This window comes from Kitasatospora sp. NPDC058965 (genome assembly GCF_042741245.1).
Classification (GTDB): Bacteria; Actinomycetota; Actinomycetes; order Streptomycetales; family Streptomycetaceae; genus Kitasatospora.
In genome coordinates this window covers 74,152-87,218 of record NZ_JBHYKG010000001.1, presented here as the reverse complement: position 1 = coordinate 87,218, position 13,067 = coordinate 74,152, and the positions used below count along the sequence as shown (strand labels likewise).

Annotated in this window: 12 protein-coding genes and 1 pseudogene; 12 read left to right on the top strand and 1 reads right to left on the bottom strand. The window is 73.8% G+C overall.

Features of this window, described 5'->3' with window-relative positions; genetic code table 11:
* Positions 1 to 79 precede the first annotated feature (79 nt).
* The 9 genes and pseudogenes from ACFW1A_RS00390 to ACFW1A_RS00350 all read left to right on the top strand — a co-directional run bounded on the left by ACFW1A_RS00390 (position 80) and on the right by ACFW1A_RS00350 (position 10,609).
* On the top strand, positions 80 to 3,274 hold the full coding sequence (locus ACFW1A_RS00390; protein WP_380401490.1) for a ribonuclease E/G: 3,195 nt from the start codon (positions 80 to 82) through the stop codon (positions 3,272 to 3,274).
* Between the two features lie 228 nt (positions 3,275 to 3,502).
* Complete coding sequence (gene rplU / locus ACFW1A_RS00385; RefSeq protein ID WP_380401487.1) at positions 3,503 to 3,817, top strand: 50S ribosomal protein L21; 315 nt, start codon at positions 3,503 to 3,505, stop codon at positions 3,815 to 3,817.
* A gap of 16 nt (positions 3,818 to 3,833) precedes the next feature.
* Positions 3,834 to 4,091, top strand: coding sequence for a 50S ribosomal protein L27 (gene rpmA / locus ACFW1A_RS00380; RefSeq protein ID WP_030309712.1), 258 nt, complete (start codon positions 3,834 to 3,836; stop codon positions 4,089 to 4,091).
* Between the two features lie 98 nt (positions 4,092 to 4,189).
* Entirely contained in the window at positions 4,190 to 5,665 is a 1,476-nt protein-coding gene (gene obgE / locus ACFW1A_RS00375) for a GTPase ObgE (RefSeq protein WP_380401484.1), read from the top strand.
* Between the two features lie 102 nt (positions 5,666 to 5,767).
* Positions 5,768 to 6,904, top strand: coding sequence for a glutamate 5-kinase (gene proB, locus ACFW1A_RS00370; protein ID WP_380401481.1), 1,137 nt, complete (start codon positions 5,768 to 5,770; stop codon positions 6,902 to 6,904).
* A gap of 131 nt (positions 6,905 to 7,035) precedes the next feature.
* Positions 7,036 to 7,425, top strand: coding sequence for a hypothetical protein (locus tag ACFW1A_RS00365; RefSeq protein WP_380401592.1), 390 nt, complete (start codon positions 7,036 to 7,038; stop codon positions 7,423 to 7,425).
* 66 nt (positions 7,426 to 7,491) lie between these two features.
* A pseudogene (locus tag ACFW1A_RS00360) lies at positions 7,492 to 8,754 on the top strand (glutamate-5-semialdehyde dehydrogenase); the annotation flags it as partial.
* A gap of 124 nt (positions 8,755 to 8,878) precedes the next feature.
* Positions 8,879 to 9,463, top strand: a complete 585-nt coding sequence (locus tag ACFW1A_RS00355) for a hypothetical protein (protein WP_380401478.1) — start codon at positions 8,879 to 8,881, stop codon at positions 9,461 to 9,463.
* A 72-nt stretch (positions 9,464 to 9,535) separates the two neighbouring features.
* Positions 9,536 to 10,609, top strand: a complete 1,074-nt coding sequence (locus ACFW1A_RS00350; RefSeq protein ID WP_380401475.1) for a hypothetical protein — start codon at positions 9,536 to 9,538, stop codon at positions 10,607 to 10,609.
* 10 nt (positions 10,610 to 10,619) lie between these two features.
* On the opposite strand, the gene ACFW1A_RS00345 is transcribed toward ACFW1A_RS00350, so the two are convergent.
* Positions 10,620 to 11,717 (bottom strand): M48 family metallopeptidase, encoded by a 1,098-nt coding sequence (locus ACFW1A_RS00345; RefSeq protein WP_380401472.1) that lies wholly within the window; start codon positions 11,715 to 11,717, stop codon positions 10,620 to 10,622.
* Positions 11,718 to 11,911: 194 nt separating this feature from the next.
* Between ACFW1A_RS00345 and ACFW1A_RS00340 the strand changes: the two genes are divergently transcribed.
* The 3 genes from ACFW1A_RS00340 (at position 11,912) to nadD (ending at position 13,056) form a co-directional block, all read left to right on the top strand.
* Positions 11,912 to 12,058, top strand: a complete 147-nt coding sequence (locus ACFW1A_RS00340) for a hypothetical protein (RefSeq protein WP_380401469.1) — start codon at positions 11,912 to 11,914, stop codon at positions 12,056 to 12,058.
* A 139-nt stretch (positions 12,059 to 12,197) separates the two neighbouring features.
* The gene (locus ACFW1A_RS00335; RefSeq protein WP_380401466.1) at positions 12,198 to 12,335 is read left to right on the top strand and encodes a hypothetical protein; all 138 of its coding nucleotides are present in this window, start codon (positions 12,198 to 12,200) and stop codon (positions 12,333 to 12,335) included.
* Positions 12,336 to 12,447: 112 nt separating this feature from the next.
* Positions 12,448 to 13,056, top strand: coding sequence for a nicotinate-nucleotide adenylyltransferase (gene nadD, locus ACFW1A_RS00330; protein ID WP_380401463.1), 609 nt, complete (start codon positions 12,448 to 12,450; stop codon positions 13,054 to 13,056).
* The last annotated feature ends 11 nt before the right edge of the window (positions 13,057 to 13,067 follow it).

The following is a 13,067-nucleotide window of genomic DNA, read 5'->3' as shown; positions in this document are numbered from 1 at the left end:
GAAACACCCCCGGGCCGACCACCGGTGCCCGGCCGTGCCCGGCTGCGGAGCCCGGGGGCCTGACGGGAGATCCACCCGCATGCCTGAGAACGAGAACGAGAACAGCGATTCGCAGCAGATCGGCGATGCCGCCCCGCCGCGCCGTCGGCGCCGTGCGGTGTCCCGCCCGGCCGGCTCCCCGGACGGAGCCGCGCTCGCCGCGGAGACCGTGATCCCGGTGGCCGACGAGCCGGTCGCCGCCGCTGCCGAGCCGGTGGCCGAGGAGGCCCCGGTCGAGAAGCCGGTGCGGGCCCGCCGCACCCGCAAGCGGGTCGAGGCCCCGGTCAGCAGCCCGGTGGTCGAGGAGCCCGTCGAGGAGCCCGCCACCGAGGAGGAGGCCGCCGAGGAGGAGGCCGAGCAGGCCGCCGCCGAGGCCGCGCCGGAGCCGGCCGCCGCGCCCGCCCCCGAGCCGGAGCACCAGGAGGGCCACCGGGTCCGCCGCCGCGCGGTCCGCCCGGCCACCGCGATCTTCCAGGCCCCGGTCTTCCAGGAGCCCGCCGCCTACGTCGCCCCCGCCGCCCAGGCCCCCGCCGCCGCCCAGGCCGCCACCGTCGAGCCGGCGGCCCCCGCCGCGGCCGCCGCCCCGGCTGCCGAGCCCGCCACGGGCCAGCACGAGGACGAGTACGAGTACAGCGGTGTGGGCCGCCGCCGCCGGGTCGGCCGTGCCGCCGTCCGGGTGACGCCGGCGCCCGCCCGCAAGGCCGAGCAGCCCGCCCGCAGGGCGGAGCAGCCGGCCCGCCAGGCCGAGCAGCCGACCCGCCCGGCCGAGCAGGCCGTCGAGGCGCCGGCCGAGGCCGCGCCGGTGGCCGGCCCGGAGCAGGAGGGCGACTGGGAGGAGGACGGCCGTCCGTCCTCGCGCCGCCGCCGCCGCGGTGGCCGTCGCCGCCGCCGGGGCGAGAGCGAGGAGCCGGAGGCCGAGGTCCAGCTGACCGAGGAGGCCGGCGAGCCGCTCGCGGTCGAGGTCACCGAGCCCGCCGACGAGGAGGCCGACGAGGACGAGGACGAGGGCGACCTGGCCACCGGCCTGGCCTCCTCGCGCCGCCGTCGCCGCCGTCGCCGCCGCAGCGGTGAGGGCGCGGCCGAGGGCGGGGAGGGCGCCGAGGACGGTGTCCGCACGGTCGTGAAGGTTCGCGAGCCGCGCCGCCGTTCCAGCGAGCCCTCGTTCGACCCGGACGAGGTGCAGTCCATCAAGGGCTCCACCCGCCTGGAGGCCAAGAAGCAGCGCCGCCGCGAGGGCCGCGAGCTGGGCCGCCGCCGGGTGCCGATCATCACCGAGGCCGAGTTCCTGGCCCGCCGCGAGTCGGTGGAGCGGGTCATGGTGGTCCGTCAGAACGGCCAGCGCACCCAGATCGGCGTGCTGGAGGACGGCGTGCTGGTCGAGCACTACGTCAACAAGGAGCAGGCCACCTCGTACGTCGGCAACGTCTACCTGGGCAAGGTCCAGAACGTGCTGCCGTCGATGGAGGCCGCCTTCGTCGACATCGGCAAGGGCCGCAACGCGGTGCTGTACGCCGGTGAGGTGAACTTCGGTCAGCTCGGCCACAGCGGTCCGCGCCGGATCGAGTCGGTGCTGAAGTCGGGTCAGTCCGTGCTGGTGCAGGTCTCCAAGGACCCGATCGGCCACAAGGGCGCCCGGCTGACCAGCCAGATCTCGCTGCCCGGCCGCTACCTGGTCTACGTGCCCGAGGGCTCGATGACCGGCATCAGCCGCAAGCTCCCGGAGAACGAGCGGGCCCGCCTGAAGCAGATCCTCAAGAAGATCGTGCCGGACGACGCGGGCGTGATCGTGCGCACCGCCGCCGAGGGTGCGAGCGAGGAGGAGCTCACCCGCGACGTGCAGCGCCTGCAGTCGCAGTGGGAGGAGATCCAGAAGAAGGCGGCCGGCGGCAACGCGCCGACCCTGCTCTACGGCGAGCCGGACATGACCGTCCGGGTGGTCCGCGACATCTTCAACGAGGACTTCACCAAGGTCATCGTCTCCGGCACCGAGGCGTGGAACACCATCCACGAGTACGTCACCTCGGTGGCCCCGGACCTGGCCGAGCGGCTGCAGCGCTGGACCAGCGACGTGGACGTGTTCGCCACCTACCGGATCGACGAGCAGCTGATGAAGGCGCTGGACCGCAAGGTCTGGCTGCCCAGCGGCGGTTCGCTGGTGATCGACCGGACCGAGGCGATGGTCGTGGTCGACGTCAACACCGGCAAGTTCGTCGGCCAGGGCGGCAACCTCGAGGAGACCGTCACCCGCAACAACATCGAGGCGGCCGAGGAGATCGTCCGCCAGCTGCGGCTGCGCGACCTCGGCGGCATCATCGTGATCGACTTCATCGACATGGTGCTGGAGTCCAACCGCGACCTGGTGCTGCGCCGCCTGCTGGAGTGCCTGGGCCGGGACCGGACCAAGCACCAGGTGGCCGAGGTCACCTCGCTGGGCCTGGTGCAGATGACCCGCAAGCGGGTCGGCCAGGGCCTGCTGGAGTCCTTCTCCGAGCCGTGCGTGCACTGCAACGGCCGCGGCGTGATCGTCCACATGGAGCAGCCGAGCTCCGCGGGCGGCGGTGGCGGCCCGGTCGGTACCGCGGGCGAGGGCTCCGGCTCGGGCAAGCGCCGTCGCCGGGGCAAGGGCGGGGCCGGGCACGAGGAGGCCGCGCCGGTCGCCGTCGAGCCGCACGAGCACGAGCACGAGCACGAGCACGAGGAGTTCGAGCTGGTCGTGCCGGACGAGGCCGAGGCCGCCGAGGTGGCCGAGGTCGTGGAGCCGGCGGTCGAGGCCGTCGAGCAGCCCGGCCCGGCGGTGGAGCCGCAGGTCGAGCCCGAGGCGGTCGAGGCGCCCGCGCCGGCCGCCCGGACCCGCCGTCGCGCGGTCCGCAAGGCGACCGCCCCCGCCGGTGCGCCGGCCGAGGCGGAGATCGTCGTGCTGCAGTCGCGCGCCGAGGCCGTGATGGAGGCCGCGCTGGCCGCCGCCGCGGTGGCCGCCGAGGAGTCGGCGCCGACCGCCGAGGTCGAGGCCCCGGTCGCCGAGGAGGCCCCGGCCGAGGAGCCGGCCGCCGAGGAGGAGGCCCCGGCCCCCAAGAAGCGCGCCGCCCGCAAGACCGCCGCGAAGAAGACGACCGCCGCCAAGAAGACCACCGCGGCAGCGGCCAAGAAGACCACCGCCCGCAAGACCGCGACCAAGCGGACCAGCGCGGCGGCCAAGAAGGCGGCTGCCGCCGAAGGTGAGACGGCAGCAGAGTGACCCTGTGGGGTGTCAGGGGGACCCGGTCCCCTTGACACCCCCGGTACGGCCCGGTTTGCCCGCAGGGCGGCCGGTCCGTATTCTTGACCCTCGGCGTGTTTGCGCCACGCTCCCGAGCACCTCACCTCCCGGAGCCCTTCGCGAGAAGGCCCTGGGGGAGGCCCCTGTGTCCATACCCAGGTGGCTGGCATCGGAGAGTTCCGAACCGAGAAGGAAAGCAGGTACCGCATGTACGCGATCGTTCGCGCCGGCGGCCGCCAGCACAAGGTCGCCGTCGGCGACGTGCTGGAGATTGACCGCGTTGACGTCAAGCCGGGTGGCTCGGTGGAGCTCTCGACCATCCTGGTCGTCGACGGTGAGGCCGTCACCTCCGACCCGTGGGTGCTGGCCGGTGTGAAGGTCCACGCCGAGGTCGTCGACCACACCAAGGGCGAGAAGATCACGATCCTCCGCTACAAGAACAAGACCGGCTACCGTCGGCGCCAGGGTCACCGCCAGCGCCACACCGCCGTCCGCATCACGAGCATCGACTCCGCGAAGTAAGTAAGGGGACAGCGAGATGGCACACAAGAAGGGCGCAAGCTCTACCCGCAACGGTCGTGACTCGAACGCCCAGCGCCTCGGCGTGAAGCGCTTCGGCGGCCAGGTCGTCAGCGCCGGCGAGATCCTCGTCCGCCAGCGCGGCACCCACTTCCACCCGGGTGCGGGCGTCGGTCGCGGTGGCGACGACACCCTGTTCGCGCTGACCGCCGGTGCGGTCCAGTTCGGCACCCGTCGCGGCCGCAAGGTCGTCAACATCGTGGCCGTCGAGGCCTGATCCAGCTCTTCCGCTGGATCCCATGCAGGGTGGATCGGGTTCCCCGGTCCACCCTGCGTGTTTCTCCACCCTTTCCCTCGCCCCAGGAGGCACCGCTCATGACCACCTTCGTGGACCGCGTCGAACTGCACGTCGCCGCGGGTAACGGGGGCCACGGCTGCGCCTCCGTGCACCGGGAGAAGTTCAAGCCGCTGGGCGGACCGGACGGCGGCAACGGCGGCGAGGGCGGCAGCGTCACCCTGGTGGTCGACGCCAACGTGACCACCCTGCTGGAGTACCACCACTCGCCCAAGCGCAAGGCCGGCAACGGCAAGCCGGGCGCCGGCGGCAACCGCACCGGGGCCAACGGCGAGGACATCGTGCTGCCGGTGCCGGACGGCACCGTGGTGCTGGACAAGCAGGGCAACGTGCTCGCCGACCTGGTCGGCCACGGCACCACCTTCGTCGCCGCCGCCGGCGGCCGCGGCGGCCTGGGCAACGCGGCGCTCGCCTCCACCCGGCGCAAGGCCCCCGGCTTCGCGCTGCTGGGCGAGCCGGGCGAGGCCCGCGACATCGTGATGGAGCTCAAGTCGGTGGCCGACGTGGCCCTGGTGGGCTACCCGAGCGCCGGCAAGTCCTCGTTGATCGCGGTGCTCTCCGCGGCCCGGCCGAAGATCGCCGACTACCCGTTCACCACCCTGGTGCCCAACCTGGGCGTGGTCACCGCCGGCGAGACCGTCTACACGGTCGCCGACGTGCCCGGCCTGATCCCGGGCGCCAGCCAGGGCAAGGGCCTGGGCCTGGAGTTCCTGCGCCACGTGGAGCGGTGCAGCGCGCTGGTGCACGTGCTGGACTGCGCCACGCTGGAGCCGGGCCGCGACCCGCTCACCGACCTGGAGGCGATCGAGACGGAGCTCGCCCAGTACGGCGGCCTGGACGACCGGCCGCGCCTGGTCGCGCTCAACAAGGTGGACGTGCCGGACGGCCAGGACATCGCCGACCTGACCCGGGCCTCGCTGGAGGAGCACGGCTACCGGGTCTTCGAGGTCTCCGCCGCCTCCCGCAAGGGCCTGCGCGAGCTCAGCTACGCGATGGCCGGCATCGTGGCCGAGGCCCGCGCGGCCAAGCCGGTGCAGGAGTCGACCCGGATCGTGCTGCGCCCGGCGGCGGTGGACGACGCCGGCTTCACGGTCACCGAGGAGGACGGCGCCTACCGGGTGCGCGGCACCAAGCCGGAGCGCTGGGTGCGCCAGACCGACTTCAGCAACGACGAGGCCGTGGGTTACCTGGCCGACCGGCTGGCCCGCCTCGGTGTCGAGGAGCAGCTCTGGAAGGTCGGCGCCCACGAGGGCGACACGGTCATCATCGGCCCCGACGAGAACGCCGTGGTCTTCGACTGGGAGCCGACCATGGCGGCCGGTGCCGAGATGCTGGGCCGGCGCGGCGAGGACCACCGGTTCGAGAGCCCGCGGCCGGCGGTGGACCGCCGCCGCGAGAAGCAGAAGGGCCGCGACGCCGCCGAGGCGGAGTACCTGGCCTTCGAGGCGCTCTCCTCCGGCCGCCCGGCCGAGATCGGCGACGACGAGGACGAGTAGGGTCCGCCGCTGGTCCCACGCGGTGGAACACGATGTGGTCCGGCCCGGTTCATCGCGTAGATTGCGCGGGGACCGGGCCGGACGAGCAACAGGGACAGGGCGATGACCGAGCAGACACTGCGTCAGGACGTACTGGCGGCCCGGCGGATCGTGGTCAAGGTCGGCTCCTCCTCGCTCACCACCGCGGCCGGCGGGCTGGACGCGGACCGGGTGGACGCGCTGGTGGACGCGCTGGCCAAGCGGCTGGGCGAGCCGGGGGCGCCGGAGATCGTGCTGGTCTCCTCCGGGGCCATCGCGGCCGGGCTGGCCCCGCTCGGGCTGGACCGCCGGCCGAAGGACCTGGCCCGCCAGCAGGCCGCCGCCAGCGTCGGCCAGGGCCTGCTGGTGGCCCGCTACACGGCCTCTTTCGCCCGCTACGGCCGCCGGGTCGGCCAGGTGCTGCTCACCGCCGAGGACGCCAGCCGGCGCTCCCACTACCGCAACGCCTACCGCACCCTGGACCAGCTGCTGGCGATGGGCGCGGTCCCGGTCGTCAACGAGAACGACACCGTGGCCACCGCCGAAATCAAGTTCGGGGACAACGACCGGCTGGCCGCCCTGGTCGCCCACCTGGTCCGGGCCGACCTGCTGGTGCTGCTCTCCGACGTGGACGGCCTCTACGACGGCGACCCGAGCAAGCCCGGCACCCAGCGGATCGCCGAGGTGCACGGCCCCGCCGACCTGGCGGGCATCGAGATCGGCAGCGCCGGCAAGGCGGGGGTCGGCACCGGCGGCATGGTGACCAAGGTCGAGGCGGCCCGGATCGCCACCGGCGCCGGCATCCCGGTGGTGCTCACCGCCGCCCGGCACGCCGCCGACGCGCTGGCCGGGCGGCCCACCGGGACCCTGTTCACCCGCACCGGCGCGCGCACCGCCGACCGGCTGCTCTGGCTGGCCCACGCCTCCAGCCCGCGCGGCGCGCTGCACCTGGACGAGGGCGCGGTGCGCGCCGTGGTGGAGGGCGGCAAGTCGCTGCTGCCGGCCGGCGTCACCAAGGTGGACGGCGAGTTCACAGCGGGCGATCCGGTGGACCTTCTTGCCGAAAACGGCCACATCGTGGCCCGGGGGCTGGTCAACTTTGATGCGAGGGAGTTGCCGCGCCTGCTGGGCCGGTCGACGCGGGAGCTGGCCCAGGAGCTCGGTGCCGCCTACGAGCGCGAGGTCATCCACCGGGACGACCTGGTGGTGCTGCGCGGCTGACGGCCCGTCGGGTCGACGGGCCGTCGGGTCGGCGGTCCGGTGCGGCACTGGCCAGCGTCGAACAGGAGGCCGCGGTGGGACCCAGGCGCGACCAAGCGCTGTCCGGGAGGGGTGAGCGGGAGTCGGGGGCGGTGGTCCACCGGCTCTTCCCGCCGCTCGCCCGGACCGAGGAACCGGAGGCCGGACGGCTGTGGCACGTGGTGCTCAGCCTGGCCGGCGAGGTGACCCCGCTGCCCGTCCTGCGGGCCGGCCTGGAGCGGCTGGCGCACGACCACTCCTTCTTCCTGACCGCCCGCTACGCGGCCGACCACGCCGAGATCCGCTACTGGGAGCAGGCCCGCGACCTGCACGACGCGGCCGCCATCGCCCTGCGGCTGTGGGGCGAGCACAAGGTCACCGCCAAGCTGCCGCCGTGGGAGATCGTCGGGCTGGAGGTGGTGGACCGGGCCACCTACCACCAGCGGGTGGCGGAGGGCTTCGGCGAGCCGACCGGGCAGCTGGGCGGCGTGCACCCGTACTGAGGCCGGGCCGTCTCAGCGGGTGATCTCCGTGCCGACCGGGGCCGGTCAGTCGATACCCTTCAGGGCATGACCATCGACAGCCCCGTCCTCGCCACCGCGCGGCGCGCCCGTACGGCCGCCGCCGCACTCGCCCCGCTGCCGCGCTCGGCCAAGGACGCCGCGCTGGCCGCGATCGCCGACGCCCTCGTCGCCCGCACCGCCGAGCTCACCGCGGCCAACGCCGAGGACGTGGCGCTGGCCCGGGAGGCGGGCACCGCCGAGTCGGTGATCGACCGGCTCACGCTGACCGGGGAGCGGATCGCCGCGATCGCCGCCGACGTGCGCAAGGTCGCCGGGCTGCCCGACCCGGTGGGCGAGGTGGTGCGCGGCTACACCCTGCCGAACGGGCTGGACGTGCGTCAGGTCCGGGTCCCGCTGGGCGTGGTGGGCATCATCTACGAGGCCCGCCCCAACGTCACGGTGGACGCCGCCGCGCTCTGCCTGAAGTCGGGCAACGCGGTGCTGCTGCGCGGCTCGGCCTCCGCCTACCGCTCCAACACGGCGTTGGTGGCCGTGCTGCGGGACGCGGTGGCGGGCGCCGGACTGCCCGCCGACGTGATCCAGCTGGTCCCCGGCGAGAGCCGGGAGTCGGTCACCGAGCTGATGCGGGCCCGCGGCCTGGTGGACGTGCTGATCCCGCGCGGTGGGGCCTCGCTGATCAAGACCGTGGTGGAGGGATCCACCGTCCCGGTGATCGAGACCGGTACCGGCAACTGCCACGTGTACGTGGACGCGCGCACCGACCTGGCGATGGCGGTCGGCATCCTGCTCAACTCCAAGGCCCAGCGGGTCAGCGTCTGCAACGCGGCCGAGACCCTGCTGGTGCACCAGGACGTGGCCGAGGAGTTCCTGCCGCTCGCGCTGACCGCGCTGGCCGAGGCCGGGGTCACCGTGCACGGCGACGAGACGGTGCTCAAGCTGGCCGCCGGCTCGCCCGCCACCGTGGTGCCGGCCACCGACGAGGACTGGGGTGCCGAGTACCTCTCGCTGGACCTGGCCGCCGCCGTGGTGCCCTCGCTGGAGGCCGCGGTGGAGCACATCCGGCAGTGGTCCTCCGGCCACACCGAGGCGATCGTGACCACCTCGCAGGCGGCCGCCCGCCGGTTCACCCAGCTGGTCGACGCGACCACGGTGGCCGTCAACGCCTCGACCCGGTTCACCGACGGGGGTGAGTTCGGTTTCGGTGCCGAGATCGGCATCTCCACCCAGAAGCTGCACGCCCGCGGGCCGATGGGCCTGCCGGAACTGACCTCCACCAAGTACATCGTCACTGGTGACGGTCACGTGCGCGGCGCCGCGACGCCGACCGTGGGCGGCCGACCGGAGCAACCGCGGGCGCCGCGGGCCAACACCACGTCAGGCCAAGTGCCGGGAGCCACAGACAAATCGCGCCCCCGGTAATACGCTGATTCCCGTGGCTGAGGATGTGGGGGGCTCGCCGTACTCCGACGGCGACGACCACGGTGCAGCGGACGACGAGTTCGCCACCGTGGTCCTTGACGAGGCGTTCGTCCGGTCCGCCGCGGTGCACGAGCCGAGTGCGAGAGAGCGTCAGCTCGCCGCCGCCGAGGCCCGCAACGAACTCGACCCCGGGGTGCCGGTCCGCTCCCGCGAGCCCGGCGGCGACCACTACGACGGACTGCCGCTGGAGCTGCGCCCGCACCCGCTCGGGCTCGACGACGACCGGATCTACACCGACCCCTGGGTCGGTGGCCGGGGCCGGCGGCGCCGCGCGGTGCGCTGGCCGGGCTACGGCGCCCGGGCCGAGTACAGCGCCCGGCAGGTCGCCCAGCAGCGCTGGCACCGGCCGCTGGCCTGGGTGCTGGTGATCGTGATGGGCGTCAGCCTGGTCGCGGTCGCGGTGGCCGCGGTCTACCGCGGCGGCGGCGCGCTGCCGGGCCGCCAGCCGGCCGTGGCCCCCACCGGAGCGGCTTCCCCGGCACCCAGCGGGGTGCACGCGGACCCGGCCGACCTGCCGGTGCCGCAGCCCGCCGGATGAGCCCTGCCGGGCGGACCGAAAGGTGCCCCCGGGGCCTCGTACCGGGCCGGTCCCCGGCTCTACCCTTGATACATGGGTGACCCGGGTGAGCCTCCGGAGGGTGCGCCCGAGGGCGGTTCCGGAAGCGATGACGAGTACCGATCCGTCGTCTTCGACGAGTCGTTCGTCCGTGCTGCCCGGATCACCGAGCTGTCCGCGGACGAGCGCCTGGGCAGTCACGCACCGCACCCGGTGCGGCACAAGCTGGGCCTGGGCGCGCTGGCCTCGCTGCCGCGGCAGGCACTCACCCTGCTACTGCTCGTGGTGCTGGCCTTCGGGGCCGCGGTGTACTTCGGCGTCACCGCCCCGCAGCGCGAGGCGGCGCACGGCGGCGGCACCCAGCTGACCGCCGCGCTGACCGCGCTGAGCGGCACCGACCCGCCGCCGACGGTCGACCCGAACAACCCGTTCGGCACCCTGCCCGCCGGCGCGGGCTACGCGGACGGCACCGCGGGCCTGGGGCTGCCCGCCGTCAAGGCCGGCACCGCCCACTTCAGCCAGTCCCAGGTGACGACCGCGCTGGACACCGTCCGGCGCTACCTGGAGGCCTCCGAGCTGACCCCGTCGGTGCTGGTGGAGGGGGAGACCTCACCGGTGCGCCAGCTGCTCGCCCCCGCCGAGCAGAGCCAGTTCGACGCGGCCGCGGCCGCCCCGGCCGACGACCAGCACCACGCGCTCACCGGCTGGATGGTCCGGTTCGACCCGATGAAGGTGGCGCTGGCCACCGACACCGTGAAGGTGGCCGGGTCGGTCGGCGTCACCGAACTCGACCCGTCCACCCTGGAGATCACCGGCGACCACACCCTGGTGTACGCGCTGCGCCCGGCCGGCGTGCCGGGCAGCGGCCCGGTGAGCCTGTACACGGTGCGCCGCGAGGTCCGCGTCGACCTGGACCACAACGACGTGGCCTACGCGCAGCTGCGGGTGGTGGACTCCGTCGAGCAGGCCGGTCCCACGCCGTGCGGTGCGGCCCAGGCCGAGTACCTGCAGCCGCAGGCCTTCGGGGCCGCCGGTGCGCCGGGCTCGCGCCCGGGCACCGTCGACCCGGCCGACCGGGCGCACCCGGCCTGGGAGTCCTGCGCGGCCATGGCGGCCCCGAAGGGCTGACCGCGCCTCGCTACTCCGCGCCGTCCCGGACGCCGTCCCGGGCGCCGTCGCCCGTGCCGTCGGCACCGCCGCCGCCGTTGCTGCGGGCCCCGGTGAAGGTGTCGCGCAGCTTGCCGCCGACGGTGCCGGCGCCGTCGGCGATGTCCTTGATCAGGTTGAACAGCGGGTCCTTGCTGTCCTTGATCGACTTGCTGTAGGAGTCGGCCGCGGCCTTCCACTGCTCGGAGACCTTGGCCTCCTGGTCGTCCTCCCGGCGCGGGTAGGCGCCGGCCATGATCGACCGGTACTCCTCGCTCTCCGACCACTGCTTGAGCTTGGCCACCCGGACCACCGCGAACGGGTGGGTCTGGGGCAGCACCTGGAGCAGCTTGAGCGCGCTGTCGCGCAGGTCGCCGGCCTTCTCGTACTCCTCGGCCTGCTCCAGGAACGCGTCCACGTTCATCTCGCCCAGGTTGTGGCCGCCGGCCAGCTTCATCAGCCCGCGCATCGAGGCCTGCGGGTCCTGACCGGCCAGCAGGCCGGCCCGGTCGCAGGAGAGTTCGGCCTTGCGGAACCACTCCTTGAGCGCGGTGACCAGGGCCATGACGGCCAGGTTGCCGAGCGGCAGCCAGCCCAGCCGGGTGGCCAGGCCGGTGAGGATCAGCATCATCGTGCGGTAGACCGCGTGGCCGGACATCGCGTGCCCGACCTCGTGGCCGATCACCGCCCGCAGCTCCTCCTCGTCCATCAGCTCGACCAGGCCGGTGGTCACCACGATCACCGGGGTGTCCATCCCGATGCACATCGCGTTGACGGTCGGGTCCTGGGTGACGTAGAGGTCCGGGACCTTCTCCAGGTCCAGGACGTAGGCCGCGTCCCGGACCATGTTGTGGATCTCGGGGTACTGGCGCTCCGAGGTCTTCACCGCGGTGGCCAGGAACATCAGCCGCACGCTGCGCTCGGAGACCAGGCCGGCCAGCTTCTTGAGCACGTCGTCGAAGCCGGTCAGCTTGCGCAGCGCGACCAGCGCCGAGCGGTCGGCCGGGTGCTCCCAGGCCCGGGTGGAGATCCCGGGGAAGCGCTTGCGGCGGCGGCTCGGCGTGCCGGCGGCCTTGTTCGGATCGGTCATGTGCTGAGTACCTCCTGCTCGACGCAGGTCCCGGCCCGGTGCCGGCCCCCGCCCCTGAAACTCGTCAACGTCCGCGTGTGCGCGCTCGTCCCCGGCAGCAGCGTACGGGGCACCGGGGGCGGTGCGAACGGTCGCTTCCCCCCGGGCCTAAGCTGTTTTCCGGAACCGCGCCACCCCTCCCGAGGAGCCCACCGATGTCCCACACCGACCTGGCGGTCCTGGCCACGCCGATCTCCGACGGCCCCGGGCCGGGCCTGTTCCTGCGCCTGGTGGTGGCCGGTTCGATCATCGGCGTGCTGCTGCTGGTCTGGATCCTGGCCCGGGCCAACCGCAGCAACTGAGCCGGTCCGGTCTCACCTGTAGTCAGACGCGGGGAGCCGCCGCGCGGTTGCGCGTAAGGGCCCCGTACGATGAGCGCGCGGGCGGCCCCGGTCGCCGGGACCCGCACCCTGGCCCCCACCGAGTCGAGAAGGCCCACCGATGATGACCAACGCCCTGACCACGCTGGCCGAGGGAAGCAACCACGACAGCCTGAACCCGGCGCTCACCGGTGGCAGCGCGCTCTTCATCCTGCTGCTGCTGCTCTTCGTGACCACCCGCTTCAACCGGGACCGCTGAACCGGCGCCGATCCGGTCCGAGGGGAGCGTTCCGCACCGCGGGCGCTCCCCCGTTCGCAGCAGGGGGCCGCGGCAGCGGCGGTCCGCCGATGGTCGGCTAGGGTGTTCGGCCATGGGAGAGAGCACGAAGGGCCGTGAGCGCATTGGTGTGATGGGCGGCACCTTCGACCCGATCCACCACGGGCACCTGGTCGCGGCCAGCGAGGTCGCCAGCGCCTTCCACCTGGACGAAGTGGTCTTCGTCCCCACCGGCCGGCCCTGGCAGAAGAGCGGCCGCGCGGTCTCCTCCGCGGAGGACCGCTACCTGATGACGGTGATCGCCACCGCCGAGAACCCGCAGTTCTCGGTGAGCCGGATCGACATCGACCGGACCGGTCCCACCTACACCGTGGACACCCTGCGCGACCTGCGGGCGCAGCACCCGGACGCGGACCTGTTCTTCATCACCGGCGCGGACGCGCTGGCCCAGATCCTGTCCTGGCGGGACGTCGAGGAGCTTTTCGCGCTCGCCCACTTCATCGGTTGCACCCGGCCGGGGCACACTCTGACGGACGCCGGGCTCCCGGCGGGCGGTGTCTCGCTGGTCGAGGTGCCGGCGCTGGCCATCTCCTCCACCGACTGTCGGCTGCGGGTCGCCAAGGGCGAGCCGGTCTGGTACCTGGTGCCGGACGGGGTGGTGCGCTACATCGACAAGCGGGCGCTCTACCGGGACGCCGGCTGAGCCGGCCAGAC